Here is a 16158-nt window from a genome sequence, read left to right as displayed (position 1 = left end):
CGGCCGCCCTGCCCGGACTGCCCTGCTCAGACCACGCCGGGGACGACCTCGAACTCCACCCCGACGGCGTCGAGTTCGCGGGCCCGCGCGGCCAGGGTGGCCGCCGCCGCGATCCGCACGACCCCGTGACCCGCGGCGAACCGCGTCGCCACCAGTTCGGCGACGCGGGCGGCGGGCAGGCCGGGTCCGGTCTCGAGCACCTCGACGTCGTCGTCGAGCTCCGTCAGTAGCGCGGCGTCGGCCGCGCCGTCGGTGACCAGGACGTCCGCGGCGTGGACGAGGCGCCGGGCGCGCACGGTGAGCAGGTCACCGTCGCCGGAGCCACCCACGAGCGCGACCCACCCGGTGGCCGGGCGGCGACGCGCGCGCAGGCCCGCGGGTGCGGTGGCCAGCGAGCGCGCCACGTGGCGTCCCACGCGCACCGACCGCCGGGGGTCGCCGGAGTCGACCGCGATGCGCACGAGGCCGGCGGGCGTCGCGACGGCCGTCCGCGCGGGTACCCGCGCCGAGCCGAGCCCGGCGTCCCCCGCGGTGACACACCAGATGCGGCGCTGCTCGCACAGGGCGGCGATCTCCGCATCGACCAGGGGGTCGCCGGTGGCGATGTGCACCATCCAGGGACTGTCCAGGTCGGATGGGGTGAACGACCTGGTGACGACGACGAGGCGGTCGGATGCCCGCTCCGCGAGGTCGGCCATGGCCGGGTCGACGCGCGGGGCCACCACCTTCAGGACGGCGCCGGCCTCGAGGAAGGTCTCCGCCCGGCGGGCCGAGACGGGCCCGGCACCGACGAGCAGCACCTCGCGACCGGCGAGGCCGACGGTGAGCGGGAGCCCGTCCAGCGCCGGCGTCGGTGCCGGGCCGGCGGGCGACGCCGAGAGCGCACTGGTCACAGGTGGATGCCGCACTCGGTCTTGGACGATCCCGCCCAGCGGCCCGAGCGGGGATCCGCTCCGGCCTCGACGCGGCGGGTGCACGGCTCGCAGCCGATCGACGGGTAGCCGTCGTCGAGCAGCGGGTTGAGCAGGCACCCGTGCTCGGCCGCGTAGTCGTGGACGCGCTCGAGGGTCCACGCGACCAGCGGGTTGATCTTGACCATGGAGTGCTTCTCGTCCCACTCGACCATGGCCGCGCCGGCCCGGTGGTCGGTGTCCACGCGGCGCAGGCCGGTGATCCACGCCTCGTAGCCGGACAGGGCGGCGTCGAGGGGCTCCACCTTGCGCAGGCGGCAGCACAGCTCGGGGTCGGTCTCGAAGGGGCGCGGGCCGAGGGCGGCCTCGTGCTCTTCGCGGGTCGCCGGGCTGCGGACGTCCACCACGTTGAGACCGGGAGTGGCCGCGAGCGCGTCGCGGACGCCGACGGTCTCGGAGAAGTGGTAGCTGGTGTCGAGGAACAGCACGTCCACGCCGGGGGCGTGGGGTGCGGTCATCTCCGGCACGACCGTGTTGGCCATGGAGCAGGCCACCGCGAGCGCGTCACCGAAGGTCTCGCCCGCCCACGCCAGGACCTCGGCGGGGTCGATCTCGGAGTGGTTGCCGTAGAGGCCGCGGTCGTCGAAGCGGCGGCCGGCCTCCTCGGCGATCGCCTTGAGCTCGGCGGTGGTGCGCTTCCGGCCGGGGCCGGGGGTGAGGACCGTGCTGCGGGGCAGCAGGTCCAGGGCTACAGCCGTCATACGAGGGCCTCCTCATCCACCCGGTGCGCCCACTCGGCGAAGGTCTCGCCGCCGGCACCGGTGTCCATGTACTTGCGGATCACGCGCTCGACGTAGTTGGGCAGCTCTGCCGACGGCACGCGGAGGCCGCGGACCGTGCGCCCGAGCCCACCCGACTCCTGGTCCTGCGAGGCCAGCCCGCCACCCAGGTGGACCTGGAATCCGGGGGTGTCACCGTCGAGCAGCTGACCCTTGAGCCCGATGTCGGCGGTCTGGATCCGGGCGCAGCTGTTGGGGCAGCCGTTGAGGTGGATCGACAGCGGCGTGCGCAGGGGCGCGTCGTCGGCGAAGCGCCGCTCCAGCTCGTCGACCAGCGCGGTCGCCGTGTCCTTGGTGTCGACGAAGGCGAGCTTGCAGAACTCGATGCCGGTGCACGCCATGGTGGCGCGGCGGAACGAGCTCGGGCGGGCGTACATGCCGATCTCGGCCAGTCCGTCGACCAGCTGGTCGACCTTGTCCGGCTCGACGTCCAGCACGAGCAGCTTCTGGTGCGGGGTGAAGCGGACGCGCTTGGATCCCGCGGCCTCGGCGAGGTCGGCGACCTGCGCCAGTTTCTCGCCGCCCACGCGCCCGACGGTCGGGGCGGCGCCCACGTAGTAGCGGCCGTCCTTCTGCTCGAAGACGCCCACGTGGTCACCCGAGCCGACACCGCGGCGGGGTGCCGGGCCGTCCGGCAGCTCGCGGCCCAGGTACTCGTCCTGCATGACCTGGCGGAACTTCTCGGCGCCCCAGTCCTTGATGAGGAACTTGAGCCGGGCGCGCGTGCGCATGCGGCGGTAGCCGTAGTCGCGAAAGATGCCCACGACGGCGGCCCAGACCTCGGCGGCCTCCTCCTGGCGGACGAACACGCCGATGCGGGTCGCGAGCTGCGGGTTCGTGGACAGGCCGCCGCCCACCCACAGGTCGTAACCGGGACCGAGCTCGGGATGCTCGACGCCCACCAGCGAGATGTCGTTGATCTCATGGACCACGTCCAGGCTCGGGTGGCCGGTGATGGCGGACTTGAACTTGCGCGGGAGGTTGGAGAACTCGGGGGTGCCGATGTACTTGGCCTTGATCTCGGCGATCACCGGGGTGGGGTCGAGGATCTCGTTCTCGGCGACGCCCGCCACCGGGCTGCCGAGGATGACGCGCGGGCAGTCGCCGCAGGCCTCGACGGTGTCGATCCCCACGTCCTCGAGCCGCTGCCAGACGGTGGGGACGTCCTCGATGGCGATCCAGTGGTATTGGATGTTCTGCCGGTCGGAGATGTCGGCGGTGCCGCGGGCGAAGTCGGTCGAGATCCCCGCGAGTACGCGCAGCTGGTCGGTGGTGACCGCGCCGCCGTCGGTACGGACGCGCATCATGAAGTACTCGTCCTGCAGCTCGTCGGCCTCCAGCTTGGAGGTGCGGGAGCCGTCGAGGCCCTGCCTACGCTGGGTGTACAGGCCCCACCAGCGCATACGGCCGGAGAGGTCGTCCGACGGGATCGAGGCGAAGCCCTCCTTGGAGTACGTGTCCAGGATCCGCTGGCGCACGTTGAGCGCGTCGTCGGTGAGCTTGAACTCCTCGTTGTGGTTCAGCGTCAGCTTGCCGTCGATCTTCCACTGCCCCTGCGGCTTGGGCGCCCGCGCGGGACGAGCAGGGCGGGGGGCGGCTGCAGTATCGGTCATGCCCGCGACAATAGTCAGAACAGACTGGTCTGTCTATCCAGGGTGACCTAACCGACCCCCGCCCGCCCGTCGTCACTCAGGTGACGTCGAGTTCACGCCCCCGGCAAGGTCGAGCCGAGATCCCCGGCGATGCCGAACAGGGTCCCCCAGAGGATCTGGACGATGTGGAACGGGAGGAACGTCGCCGAATCCACGAGGGTCGAGCCGGACTCCTGTACGAGACTGCCGGCCGCCGCCATCGACGACCCGGCGAGCTCTACGAGACTTCCCATGATGCACTCCTTCCGGAGCTGATCTGACGACCCATCCCTGTGGTGGATCCGCACCCCAGACGCCCCGCCGTCAGCCTAGGCATTTCCTCATAAAGTGGGAACCATGCAGCATAACGGTTAGGCAATTAGTTAAGGAGCGGAAAGGTCACGATTCGGCGGTGGCGTCGGCCCCGCGACCGACCGTTGTGTCTGAGACATAGCCCACAGCTGGTGGGTACCACATCGAAAGGACACACCATGTTCTCCGATTTCTGGGCAGGACTTGCAGCGGGCTCGGCCGAGCTCATCCCCGCGCCGTTCGGTTCGGCGGCCATCGACGGCCTGCTGCGCCTCCCGGCCTACGTACTCGGCACCCTCAGTGGTGGCGCGGAGCTGTTCGGCTCCTGATCTGACTCGACACGCCCCGGTGGTCCGCCACCGGGGCGTGTCGCGATTTCGGAAGCTTTACATCCCGCAGAAGTCGAGCCAGGTGTCGACCTCACGCCTGGCCTGCTCCCGCCCGAGGACATACGCCTCGGCGAGACGGTCGACGCGCCGCTCGTAGCTGCGGATCATCACCCGGTGCGGCCGGAAGACCAGTGCTTCGCCCGACTCCTCCAACGCCTCGATCTCGTCGAGGGTCTCGTTGTAGAGGGCCCAGCGGTGCATCAGCGCCTCCCCCACCGCCGGGAACCGGCGGAAGTAGGAGCGGTAGAACGGCGTCAGCCGCCGTGGCGGGATCTTCCGATACCCGTGCGGCTGGGTGAGCACCACCAGGAACTTGTCGTACCCCGCGTCGCGAGCCTCCGACAGCGGGATCCCGCCGTCGTGACCCAGCGCCCCGTCGACGTAGTACTCGCCGTCGATGAGCACGGGCGGCATCCACACCGGCATCGTCGACGACGACCGGACCATCCTCATGAGGTCGCTCATCGACGTGATGTCATCCTCGCCCCAGAAGACGGTCTCTCCGTCGGAGCAGCGGAACGTCCCGATCCGCGCCTCGGTACCGCTGGCGTCGAACGTCTCGAAGTCGTACGGGAGCACCTCGTCCGGCAGTCCGGCCTGCTCGTAGATGTACTCGGCGTTGAACAGACCCTTGCCGCGGGCGAAGCTTCGCCAGTCGCCGAAGTTCGGGTCCGCCGCCATCTCCACGAAACTCTTGCGGGCCCGGACCGCGTCGCGCGACACGTAGTTCGCCAGGTGGGAGGCACCCGCCGAGATCCCCGCGACCAACCCGGTGTGGATGCCCGCCTCGATCAGCGTCTCCACGACACCGGCGGTGTGCACCGCCCGCATACCGCCGCCCTCGAAGAGCAGGGCGACGTCCGGGGCGGTCGGTGCGAAGTCGGTCACGACTCCCAGGGTAGGTCGGATCGCCTCCGCGGCCGTGATCCGATACCGTCACCGTGTGAGCGCTGTCACCGATTTCATCGTGTCCATCAACGACGTCTACTGGTACGCGGTGATTGCGCTACTCGTCGTCGCCGGTCTCTACTTCTCCGTCACCACCCTCATCGTCCAGATCCGGATGTTCCCGGAGATGATCAGGGCGATCTTCGAGAAGCCGTCGGACATCGACGAGGGCAGGAAAGGCATCTCCGCCTTTCGGGCCTTCACCATCTCCGCCGCCTCCCGCGTGGGTACCGGGAACGTCGCCGGCGTCGCGATCGCGATCACGGTCGGCGGACCGGGCGCGGTGTTCTGGATGTGGCTCCTCGCGATCGTCGGCGGCGCCACCGCGTTCGTCGAGTCCACCCTGGCGCAGCTGTACAAGGTCAAGGGCAAGGACTCCTACGTGGGCGGGCCGGCCTACTACATCCGCGACGGGCTGGGCTGGAAGCCGCTGGCCATCGCCTTCGCCGTGATCATCACCGTCACCTACGGGTTCGTGTTCAACGCCGTCCAGGCCAACTCGATCGCCCAGTCCGTCCGCAACCAGTTCTCCCTCGAGGGCTTCACCCCGGGCCTGATCATCGGCATCGCCCTGGCCCTCGTCGTGGGCGCCGTCATCTTCGGTGGCGTCCGCCGGTTGTCCGCGGTCACCGAGATCCTGGTCCCCGTGATGGCGGTGGCGTACATCGTCGTCGCCCTCGTCGTCGTCGCGATCAACATCACCGAGGTCCCGGGGATGATCTCCCTCATCGTCGGCCACGCGCTCGGGCTCCGCGAGGTCGCCGGCGCCGCCGTCGGCGCGGCCATCATGCAGGGCATGCGCCGAGGACTGTTCTCCAACGAGGCCGGCATGGGCTCGGTGCCCAACGCCGCCGCCACCGCATCGGTCTCCCACCCGGTCAAGCAGGGCCTCGTCCAGGCGCTCGGTGTCTACTTCGACACCATCATCGTGTGTTCGGCCACCGCATTCATCATCCTTCTGGCCAACCCGGAGTTCGGCGGTGACCGCGAGGGCATCACGCTCACCCAGGACTCGCTGGCCGCCTCGGTCGGCGACTGGGGCGTGCCCTTCCTCATGGTGGTCATCTTCTTCCTCGCGTTCTCCTCCATCCTGGGCAACTCGTACTACGGCGAGGCCAACATCACCTTCCTGCGCGGCAACCCCGCCGCACTGCGGACCTTCCGCATCCTCGTGGTGCTCGCCGTCCTCGGTGGCAGCCTGGGCTCGGTCGACCTCATCTGGAACCTCGCCGACCTGTTCATGGGCGTCATGGCCACCATCAACCTCATCGCGATCATCCCGCTCGGCGGTCTCGCGGTGGCGCTCCTGCAGCACTACCTGCAGCAGCGGGCCAAGGGCCACAACCCGGTGTTCCACCGCGACGACCTGCCCAAGGCGCGGAACGTCTCCTCGTGGGACGGCACCGACCCCATGACCCACCAGCACGTCGCCGACGAGGCCCGCGAGGTCAAGGCCGAGGAATGACCCCCGGCACGAGCGCCCGCGACCGCTTCACCGCGCTGCCCAAGGCGCACCTGCACGTGCACCTCGAGGCGGCGATGCGCGAGGCCACCCTGAGGCAGTGGTGCGCGGAGGACGGCATCGAGGCGCCGCCGCTCGTGGAGTATGCGGACTTCACCGCGTTCCTCGGCGCGTACGGCCTGCTCATCGACCTGCTGCACACCCCGGAGCGGGTCGGGCGGCTACTGGACGAGGTGGTCGCCGACGCCGCCGCGCAGGGTGTGGTGGCGCTGGAGTTCGCGTCGATCCCCGAGAAGGCGGTCGCGTTCGGCTCAGCGGAGGAGGCGCTCGAGTTCATCCTCCCGGCCGCGGCCGCCGCCGGGCGCCGTCACGGCGTGTGGACCGGGTCCATCGTGAGCATCGACCGCGGCGCCGGGCCCGAGCACGCGCTGGAGGCCGCCCGGCTCGCCGCGCGGTTCGCCGACCGCGGCGTGGTCGCGGTGGGTCTGGTCGCGGACGAGCGCGGCAACCCTGTGGCCGACGCGGCCGGGGCGTTCGCGATCGCCCGCGACGCCGGGCTCGGGGTGGTGCCCCATGCCGGCGAACTCGCCGGCCCGGACGAGGTGCGCTCCGCGATCGAGCTGGGCGTGGACCGGATCCAGCACGGCGTCCGCGCGGTGGAGGACCCCCGGGTGCTGGAGCTGCTGGCCGAGCGCGGGACCTGCCTCGACGTGTGCCCCACCTCGAACGTCGTGCTGGACGTGTACCCCTCGCTGGAGGAGCACCCGCTGCCGCGGCTGCTCGAGGCCGGGGTGCGCTGCTCTCTGGGCGCCGACGACCCGCTGCTGTTCGGTGTGGACGTCGTGGACGAGTACGTGGCCGCCCACGAGCGGATGGGCGTGTCGGTGGCGCGGCTGGTCGGGGTGGCGCGGGCGTCGATCGAGTCGTCGTTCGCGCCGGACGACGTCAAGCGGGACGCGCTCGCCTTGGTCGAGGCCTGGCGCCTCGACTGAGCGCGGGGCGGACCCCGGGTGGGGTCAGGCACCCGGGTGGGGTCAGGCGCCGCGGCGGATGCTGTCGGCGGCGAGGATCATCGGCACCTGGAGCGGGAGCCGGCCCCACGCGATCACCTGATACGGCCACACGGGCTTGCGACGCCAGGCGCGGACCATCTGCAGGTTCCCCGGGAAGACGCCGATGAACAGTGCGGTCGCGACCGCGCCGCCCAGCTTCCGGGTGGCGGGCGCGGCCAGCAGCCCGGCGACCGCCACCTCCACGACGCCCGAGCCGTAGGTCCACGCGCGCCGACTGCCCGGCAGTTCCGGAGGGATGAGTCCGTCGAACGGCCGGGGCGCGACAAAGTGCAGCGCCCCCATCGTGCCGAGGGCGGCGGGCATGGCCCAGTAGCGGACGGTGCCGCGGGTGGTCGCGTTGCTCATTCGCCCGAGACTACGGGGGCGGCGGGCCCCTCACCGGACCTCGGGTAGGACCCGCTCGCCGAGCAGGCGGAGCGACTCCCAGCCCGCCTCGACCGGGATCCCGCCACACAGTGGGTGGTTGGTGATGAGCCCCAGGTCGCCGTCACGCACGAGTCGTACCAGCTGGTCGGGGGTCGCCACCACGTAGACACCCTCGTCGCGCAGTTCGTCGACGGTGCGGGCGTCGGAGTGCACGAAGGAGTTGCGGGTGCCGCCGGCGTCGCCGGCGCCGGCCTGCCAGGCGCGGTATCCGAGGGCGTCGGCGAGGAGGTGGTGGCCGTACCGCGCCCAGAACCGGTCGGGGTCGTCGGCGCAGAACACCGTCGCGGGGCCGGGAACGGGTTCGCCGACGAGGCCGGGCCGATGCCCGTGTGCGAGGCATTCCGCCCGGTACAGCGCGGTGAGCTCGGGATCGTCGACCTGCGGCTGGAAGTGCATGCCGAGTCGCCCGGCCCGCCGGGCGGCCGCCCTGCCACCGCCGAGGAAGATGAGGGGGTGGGGGTCGGAGAACGGCCGCGGGGTGGGCGAGGACCGCGGGGAGCCGTCCGCCGGGTCGTCGCCGACCGGTTCGCCCCGCCAGGCGGCCAGGATGGTCTCCAGCTGGGCGTCGAGACGGGCGCCCCGTGTTCTCCACTCGCGTGAGTGCAGCGCGTACTCGACCGGGCGGTAGCCCAGTCCGAAGGTGAAGCTGACCCGGCCCGAGGCGAGGTGGTCGAGGACCGAGATGTCCTCGGCGAGACGGACCGGGTCGTACAGCGGCGCGATGAGCGCCCACACCGTGATGGGGACGCGGCTGGTCACGGCCGCGACCGCCGACGCCGCGATGAGCGGGGACGGCAGATAGCCGTCCTCCGAGGCGTGGTGTTCGGAGAGGTTGACCGCGTCGTGGCCGGTCTCCTCGGCGTAGCGGGCCATGTCGAGGGCCGCGCGGTAGCGGTCCCGGCGCTCCTCCGGCCCGGCGCCCGGCGCGCGGAGGTCGAACCGCGTGACGACGTAGACCATCAGACCGCGACCACTACACCCGCGCCCCGGCCAGCTCGGTGTACGCGGTGCCCCGCTCGTCGCGCTCCCACCAGGTGTCCGCCGGCGCCCCGCCTGCCCCGGTGTCGCCTGCCCCTGTGCCGCCTGCCCCGGTGCCGTCCGCGCCGGCGGCCCCCACGCCCTGCCTGATGAGCTCCCGCTTGAGGATCTTGTTGGTCGCCGTGGTGGGCAGGTCCACGGAGATCCGGACCCAGCGCGGCCACGCCTTGGGCGACAGGTCCGGCTGCGAGGCGAGGAACTGCTCGAAGGCGGCCGGCTCCAGCTCCGAGTCGTGGCGGGGGACGATCGCCGCGGCGAGCTGGTCACCCACCCCGCGTGGATCGGGCAGACCGTAGACGGCGACCCGCGAGACCGCCGGGTTGCGCAGCAGGATCTCCTCGACGATGCCCGTGGCCATGTTCTCGCCGTCGACGCGCAGCCAGTCCCCGCTGCGCCCGGCCAGGTAGACGAAGCCGTCCGCGTCGCGGTAGGCCAGATCGCCCGACCAGTACATCCCGTCCCTCATGCGGTCGGAGGTCGACGTGTCGTCGTTGTAGTAGCCGGCGAAGAACCCCGCCCCCTCGGTGTTGACGAGTTCGCCCACACACTCGTCGAGGTTGGTCACGGCGCCGTCGTCGTCGAACACCGCGCGGGGACACTCCTCCCCGGTCGCGGGGTCGTACACGGCGACCCCCGGGAACGGTTCCCCGATCGACGCCAGCGGCGAGTTCTCGGTCCGCACGATGATCACCGCGAGCTCGGTGGAGCCGTAGGCGTCGCGGACCTCGCACCCGAACCGCTGCGCGAAGGCGGGGATGTCCTTGGCCGCGGCCTCGTTGCCGAACGCGGCGCGGAGCGTGGTCTGGGCGTCGTCGGGGCGGGGCGGGGTGTCGAGGATGTAGGCCAGCGGCTTGCCCACGTAGTTCATGTACGTCACGCCGTAGCGGCGGATGTCGTCCCCGAACCGGGTCGCACTGAACCGGCGGGCCAACGCCATGGTGGCGCCCGCCGCGATCGCCGGGGAGAAGCCGCTCATGATGGCGTTCGAGTGGAACAGAGGCATGGACAGGTACAGCACGTCCTCGGAGGTCAGGCCGAACGACGGCGCGAGGTTCTCCCCGGACATCGTCACCGTGAAGTTGCCGACCTGCACCGCCTTCGGATCACCCGACGTGCCCGAGGTGAAGATGAGCATGAACGGGTCCATGGCCTCCACCGGCGGCGGGTCCTGGGGTGCGGATGACGACGCCACCAGCGCCGCCCACTCGTCGGAGTCGGTGTCGATCACGCTGACCTCGCCCAGGTCGAGGCCGTCCAGCAGCGGCTTCAGCTCGGAGTCGGTGAGGATGACCTGGCTCTCGGACTTGCGGATGTCACGGGCCAGCCCCTCCCCGCGGCGGGTCGCGTTGAGCCCGACGGTGACGTACCCCCCTGCCGCGCCCGCCGCCAACGCGTAGAGCATCTCCGGGGTGTTCTCCAGCAGCGTGGCCACGTGGAGCGGTCGCGCGGGATCCAACATCCCCGTGACGGCGCCGGCCCGGGCGTCGGCGCCCGCGAGGTAGTCACGCCAGGTGATCGAGGTGTCGTCGTAGCGAATCGCGACGGAATCGGAGTCGGCGTGGCGGCGGAGTTGTTCGCGGACGGTGTCGGCCATGTGGGAATTCCTTCACGGGAGGCGGTGTGATCTGGATCATAGCCACACGGTTGACGACCGTCAGGGGTTATCGACGGACGGCCGCATGAGCGGTCAGCCCTCGCCGTCGACCGCCCCGGGCGCCAGATACCCGGTCACACGTCACAAAAAGAACTCAAAGAAACACCGCAATAGGTATGAGCTTAAAGCTCACGCCGGGCACCCTTGAATCGAATTTCATGTTAAGCGGGGCATCGACCTGGTTGACCGCATTTTCAGACTGTTTCTCGACTTCCGCGTTGACCAGCTGGACCAACTCGTCGATGGCCTGTGGATTAATTCGATCGAGGACCTTGTTGCGAGACAGTATTGGTTCGTCCTCCTCGCACCGAGATATCACTTTCCCGATAACGGTGAACTCTCCGTCCAGTATGCGATCCTCATCCTCAACCACAAAATGGGCAACGTCACAAATCGTGACAGCGGTAACAACATCGTCGCCTGATCCCACCCGCCCATAGTATTCCCTTGTATTTGGACTCCGGAAGTCTATTCGCAACGCCTCCATAGCAGCCCTGGCAACAGAAGAGAGAGACCCAGACGACGCCTCTGCGCGGGCGATAGCAGCCTGTACAGCTTTCTGGTCAGGTTTTTGCTCGCACTGTCCGCCTGAAGCGCAGACTTGAACGCGAAGTGCTGCACAACTCGTTCAACAAGCTCTGGAGTCGCAATATCCAGCATCGATATTATCTGGCTGGGCTGAAAGTCGGCCTTGTACATGACGAAGTCACCTGGACGAAGTCCGCTAGCTTGAGCTGCCCCTGAAACATCTTTTATAGCATCGAGATTACGCAAGGACCGGATAGCGGCATGCAGGTAATACGACTGCGTGTACTTGGAGTTTGACGTGTACATACGACCAGTAGAAGAGGAAACATCCTGCCCGGAGGAGCTCCCACCTCGCAATGATCCTTCCAGTTCGAGTCCCGCCATTTTCGCGGCCCCCCTTAGAGAATTGTTACCATCCTTGACCAGAGAGTCGCTATCCGATTCGACTTCTTCAGAGGATTGGCTAAAATCAGTTAATAGTGGACGCTGATAGGCCTGCTGCAGTATCCCTTCGACATATTCGGCATTCTGATAGATTGATATTGTTATCGGGTGCGCGCCGCCAATCGGCTCGGCTTCAATGATCTCCATTGTGCCCACTTCCTTTTTGTCCAGTCTTGCTGATCTTTATGACTGCGATCGGCTCACTCAACCGCTTCTGCGTACCTGGGCGCCAGTGCCTCCATCTGCTGCATAACCTGTTGAATCGCTTCTGGCTGCTTGTCCGGCGGGTACTTGTACTTGCGCAGAGTCCGCTTGACCGATGCGCGGAGCTTGGCTTTGACGTCCTCGCGAACCGTCCAGTCGGTGCGGATGTCGCGACGCATCGTGGCGACGATCGAGCGGGCGATCTCGGCGAGGACGTCGTCGCCGAGGACGTCGACCGCGGACTCGTTCAGCGCGACCACGTCGTAGAACGCCAGTTCGTAGCTCTCCAGCGGCGGTTCGAAGCGCTGCCCACGGTCGGCCTCCGCGCTGACCTCCTTGGCGAGCTCGACCAGCTCGGCGATCACCTCGGCGGCCGTGAGTTGCTGATTGGTGTACCGCACCATCAGCTCGTTGACGCGCTCGGAGAACAGCCTGCGCCGTACCTCGTTGCCGTGCGTGACCGTCGCGGCCTCCTCCAGCAACGTCGCCTTGAGCGCCTCGATCGCCAGGTGCGCCTTGGAGGGTTTCTGCGCCTCCTCGACCCACTGCGGGGTGAGCGTGTCCAACCGCGGAAGCGGCAGTCCGGCTTCGCGATAGATGTCCACGACTCCGGTGCTCGCGGCGGAGTCGACGATCAGCTCGCCGAGAATGCGCTTGATCTCGTCCGGGACCAGCTCTCCGGCGCCGATCCTTTGTTGCGCGTCGAGCTTGAGCATCCAGACCCGGGCCTCTTCGACGAACCGCACCTCGGGCCGGACCGTGTCGAGGGCGTCGTTCCCCGCCGCCAGGGCCCACGCCCGCGCGAGTTTGGATGACAGGTCGCGGAAGCGGTCGGCGAGAGGGCGCGCGTGCGGGTCGTCGTCGTCGCGGTTTCCCGGTGTGCCCGGCGACCGGAGGCGGGTGACCACGGTGAGGAGCGCATCGCGCCAGCCGGTCTTGGCGTTGGCGTGCCCCTGCGCCTTCCACTCGTCACCGATGAGCTCACGCACGCCTGCGAGCAGGTCGAGCACGATCTGCGCGGCCTCCTCGGAGGTGCGGCCGACGAGCCGGTCGCCGCCCTCCGGGGCATCGCGGGTGAACTCCTCCAATGCCTTGGAGAGGTTGTCGGTGAGCGGCGCGTAGCCCACGAGCAGCCCGTCCTGCTTCCCACGGAAGGTGCGGTTGACGCGGGCCAGCGTCTGCATGAGCAGCGCCCCCTTGAGCGGCCGGTCCACGTACAGCGTGTGCAGCGCCGGGGCGTCGAAGCCGGTCAGCATCATGTCCTTGACGATGATCAACTCGAGCTCGTCGTCGGGGTTCTTCACCCGCTGCTTCACCGCGGCGATCGCACTCGGACGCCGGAGATGCCTGGTGACGTGCTCCTCGTCGCCCGGATCGGCGGTGTAGACCACCTTGACCTTGCCCGTGTCGTCGGCATCGGAGTGCCAGTCAGGGCGGAGGGCGACGATCTCCTGGTACAGGTTCGCGGCGATGGATCGGGTGGCGCAGACGATCATCGCCTTGCCCGGGACACCCAGGAAGGGCCGCATGGCGTCGCGGCGGGTTTCCCAGTGGGTCACCAGGTCGGCGGCCAGGGTGCGGATGCGCTCGGGGGCGCCGTAGACGGTGTCGAGCTTGGCCACCGCCCGCTGGAGTCGTTCGGCGTCCGCGGCGTCGAGGCCGCTCAGTGCCTCCTCCGCGGCGTCGTCGAGCGACTCGTCGTCCACGCCGGGCAGGCGCGCCAGGCTGATCAGCCGCGGTTCGTAGACCACGGGGACCGTGGCGCCGTCCTCCACCGCCCGGTGCAGGTCGTAGACGTCGATGTCGGCGCCGAAGACGCGGCGGGTGTCGCGCTCCCCCTCGGTGATGGGGGTCCCGGTGAAGGCGATGAGGGTCGCGTGCGGCAACGCACTCTTGAGGTGCGCGGCGTACCCGTCCAGGTTGTCGTAGTGACTGCGGTGGGCCTCGTCGGCGATGACCACAATGTTGCGCCGGTCCGAGAGCAGCGGGTGAGTCGCTCCGGAATCGCGCTCCGCCTTACTCAGGCCGAACTTCTGCAGGGTGGTGAAGTAGATGCCACCCGAGCGACGGTCCGCCAGCTGTGTCCGCAGATCGTCGCGGGTGCGGACCTGCGCTGGCCGCTCCGGGAGCAGATCGGAGATCTGGAAACCGTCGAACAGTTGGGAGTCGAGCTCGGTGCGGTCAGTGATGACGATGACCGTGGGGTTGGCCAGTCGCGGGTGACGCATGATCTTGGCGGTGTAGAGCTCCATCTCCATGGACTTGCCGGAGCCCTGGGTGTGCCACACGACGCCGGCCCGGCCGTCGGAGTCCACGGCGCGGACGGTGGCACCGACGGCTTTGGTCACGGCGAAGTATTGGTGGGGCTTGGCGATGCGTTTGATCAGGCCGGACTCGGTGGAGTCGAAGGCGGTGAAGTCGCGGTGGAGCTGGCCGAATCGTTCGACGTTGAACACGCCGTCGATGAGGAGGTCGAGTTCGGTGATGGGTTCCGCGGAGCCGTCGAGGGTGGTGAGGGGGGCGATTCGGCGGCCGTCGTCGTCGACGTTCCAGGGCGCGAAGTGGTTCCACGGGGTGAACGGCGTGCCGTAGCGGGCGGAGAGGTCGTCAGTGGCGACGACGACGACGGCGAAGCGGAACGCCATGGGGAATTCATGGAGATAGGTGCGCAGCTGGTTGTACGCGAGCTCAGCGGTGGCGTTCTTGGCGCCCGGCTTCTTGAGTTCGAATATTGCCAGCGGCAGTCCGTTGACGTAGGCCACCACGTCGAATCGCCGTTCGTGTTCGCGGCTGCGGACGGTCACCTGGTCCACGGCGTGGTACCGGTTGCGCGAGGCGTCGGCGGACAGGAAGCGGATGACCGGGGCGACCTCGCGGCCGTCGTCGTCGATGTAGGTCAGGCCCTTGTAGCCGTCGAGCAGGATGCGGTGGATTCGATGGTTCTCGGTGACGGCGTCCTGCGACTTGGGGGTGATCACCTCAGCCATGGCCTGCTGCAGGTACTCCTCAGGCACGTCCGGGTTGAGGTTGATCAGCGACTGCAGGAGGGTGCCCCGCAGGACGATGTCGTGCCACGAGTCGCGCTCCCCCGAACCGGGCGCCAGGGACGGGCCGGAGCGGTGCTCCCATTCGCGCTCGGCGAGGGCGTCGAGGATGCCCTGCTCGGCTTGGGCCTCGGACCAGCCGTAGTTCATCGCGTCTTCTCCACGTCAGAGCGGCGGGAAGCGTGGCCTGACATGAAAAAACCTGCCCCCAGAGGGGGCAGGTGGTATGCCCCGAGGATAGCGTCGGCGCTGCAATTGAGCAATGGACGTCGGGCAGAGGTTCCCGTTGATGGGCCTTCGACGAGCCCATCACTGTAGGCGTCACTGTATGTGTCACTGCACAGTGACCTACAGTGAGCAACACTGACGAACAGTGACGGGGCGCGCCTCGCGGCAGCTACTACGCCGCTATTGCTCGGCCTGCGCCCACTCGAGGTGGACCGGCTTTCTTGGCTCGTAGCGTCGACCCGAGGCCGACTTAAAGAAGGCGCGAATCCGTGCTGACCTGCTATTCTGACGCCCTGAGACGTACCTTTCTTACTTAGATTTTTGGCTAGCTTCATTAGATCGGTCCTCACTTATGAAAGCCACCGGCACAACGAGACGCGGTTGCGTGCATTGCGATTCTCGCCGTGCTTCCTCAGGACAGTGCCGATGAATCCGTCCGGATATACGTGCGCTGCAGATGGCCGATCGTCCGTCGACGGGGCTAGGCCGTTTCCAGTTGCCGTGTATCTCGCATCTCGCCAGCCCTGCTCGGGAGCGCGAGCGCGAAATTTATCGCCCACTCCGCCTCTTTAGCGGCGGCGATGAGCATTCCAACCTCTGCGTCCTGATGCACCTGTTCGGTAGGCGCGTCACTCGCAGTGATCGCACTCTCCGCAGGTATCAGATCCGCACTATAGATCTCTTGAGCGTCCGTCACGACGAAGAGGTTCGCGCAGCCGTCCGTGCGGCCAGCCTTGACTAGAACGTCCGAGACCCGCTCATGTTCACTGACGATGAGAATGGGCCGCCCGCCTCGATTGTCAGTGATTCTGGCGTCGATCTCACCCGTCGCAACTTGGCGATGAATCCGCCGACGGCAAGAAGCCAGTAGGTCGCTTCCGCTCTCCCACTCCTGGTGTGACATTGAGCAGCCTCCTCTCCCGTTCCGACCAGCGGTCGTGCACCTCAGAATATGCCTCATCGTATGCTCCGGCGACGTCTCCCACCCGGTCAAGCCTGCGAAGATGCTTGACGTTGCGCTGTGGCG

General features: G+C 68.5%; 15 protein-coding genes. 3 read left to right on the top strand and 12 right to left on the bottom strand.

Going from position 1 to position 16158, the window contains the following annotated elements:
- Positions 1-26 precede the first annotated feature (26 nt).
- The 4 genes from G6R20_RS00320 to G6R20_RS00305 form a co-directional block, all read right to left on the bottom strand.
- Entirely contained in the window at positions 27-893 is an 867-nt protein-coding gene (locus G6R20_RS00320; protein WP_163375238.1) for an NAD(P)-dependent oxidoreductase, read from the bottom strand.
- Positions 890-1672 (bottom strand): phosphoadenylyl-sulfate reductase, encoded by a 783-nt coding sequence (locus tag G6R20_RS00315; protein WP_163375236.1) that lies wholly within the window; start codon positions 1670-1672, stop codon positions 890-892. The genes G6R20_RS00320 and G6R20_RS00315 overlap by 4 nt, the downstream gene beginning before the upstream one ends.
- A complete protein-coding gene (locus G6R20_RS00310) occupies positions 1669-3363 on the bottom strand; it encodes a nitrite/sulfite reductase (protein WP_067715396.1) in 1695 nt (564 codons plus the stop codon). Before G6R20_RS00310 ends, G6R20_RS00315 begins: the two co-directional genes overlap by 4 nt.
- A 92-nt stretch (positions 3364-3455) precedes the next feature.
- On the bottom strand, positions 3456-3635 hold the full coding sequence (locus tag G6R20_RS00305; protein WP_143337720.1) for a hypothetical protein: 180 nt from the start codon (positions 3633-3635) through the stop codon (positions 3456-3458).
- Between the two features lie 237 nt (positions 3636-3872).
- Here G6R20_RS00305 and G6R20_RS18420 point away from each other — a divergent pair, with 237 nt between their 5' ends.
- Positions 3873-4022, top strand: coding sequence for a hypothetical protein (locus G6R20_RS18420; RefSeq protein ID WP_172812132.1), 150 nt, complete (start codon positions 3873-3875; stop codon positions 4020-4022).
- A 57-nt stretch (positions 4023-4079) separates the two neighbouring features.
- Here G6R20_RS18420 and G6R20_RS00300 read toward each other — a convergent pair whose 3' ends face one another.
- Entirely contained in the window at positions 4080-4970 is an 891-nt protein-coding gene (locus G6R20_RS00300; protein WP_240341207.1) for a patatin family protein, read from the bottom strand.
- 55 nt (positions 4971-5025) lie between these two features.
- Between G6R20_RS00300 and G6R20_RS00295 the strand changes: the two genes are divergently transcribed.
- On the top strand, positions 5026-6495 hold the full coding sequence (locus G6R20_RS00295) for an alanine/glycine:cation symporter family protein (RefSeq protein ID WP_163375235.1): 1470 nt from the start codon (positions 5026-5028) through the stop codon (positions 6493-6495).
- Entirely contained in the window at positions 6492-7484 is a 993-nt protein-coding gene (gene add, locus G6R20_RS00290; protein WP_163375234.1) for an adenosine deaminase, read from the top strand. Before G6R20_RS00295 ends, add begins: the two co-directional genes overlap by 4 nt.
- A 42-nt stretch (positions 7485-7526) precedes the next feature.
- Here add and G6R20_RS00285 read toward each other — a convergent pair whose 3' ends face one another.
- The 7 genes from G6R20_RS00285 to G6R20_RS00255 form a co-directional block, all read right to left on the bottom strand.
- Positions 7527-7910: a hypothetical protein gene (locus tag G6R20_RS00285; protein WP_205475688.1), complete on the bottom strand. Its 384-nt coding sequence runs from the start codon at positions 7908-7910 to the stop codon at positions 7527-7529.
- A gap of 30 nt (positions 7911-7940) precedes the next feature.
- Positions 7941-8951: an LLM class flavin-dependent oxidoreductase gene (locus tag G6R20_RS00280; RefSeq protein ID WP_163375232.1), complete on the bottom strand. Its 1011-nt coding sequence runs from the start codon at positions 8949-8951 to the stop codon at positions 7941-7943.
- Positions 8952-8964: 13 nt separating this feature from the next.
- Positions 8965-10623 carry an AMP-binding protein gene (locus G6R20_RS00275; protein ID WP_163375231.1) on the bottom strand — a complete coding sequence of 553 codons (1659 nt, stop codon included), beginning with the start codon at positions 10621-10623 and terminating at the stop codon, positions 8965-8967.
- 154 nt (positions 10624-10777) lie between these two features.
- Complete coding sequence (locus G6R20_RS00270) at positions 10778-11113, bottom strand: hypothetical protein (RefSeq protein WP_163375229.1); 336 nt, start codon at positions 11111-11113, stop codon at positions 10778-10780.
- Between the two features lie 38 nt (positions 11114-11151).
- Positions 11152-11802 (bottom strand): hypothetical protein, encoded by a 651-nt coding sequence (locus G6R20_RS00265; RefSeq protein ID WP_163375227.1) that lies wholly within the window; start codon positions 11800-11802, stop codon positions 11152-11154.
- A 53-nt stretch (positions 11803-11855) separates the two neighbouring features.
- A complete protein-coding gene (locus tag G6R20_RS00260) occupies positions 11856-15053 on the bottom strand; it encodes a type I restriction endonuclease subunit R (protein WP_163375226.1) in 3198 nt (1065 codons plus the stop codon).
- Positions 15054-15612: 559 nt separating this feature from the next.
- Positions 15613-16035 (bottom strand): hypothetical protein, encoded by a 423-nt coding sequence (locus G6R20_RS00255; RefSeq protein WP_163375225.1) that lies wholly within the window; start codon positions 16033-16035, stop codon positions 15613-15615.
- Positions 16036-16158: the final 123 nt, after the last annotated feature.

Source organism: Dietzia sp. Alg238-R159, assembly GCF_900537145.1.
Classification (GTDB): Bacteria; Actinomycetota; Actinomycetes; order Mycobacteriales; family Mycobacteriaceae; genus Dietzia; species Dietzia kunjamensis.
The sequence above is the reverse complement of the archived record's forward strand: the minus strand, read 5'-3'. Positions and strand labels throughout refer to the sequence as shown.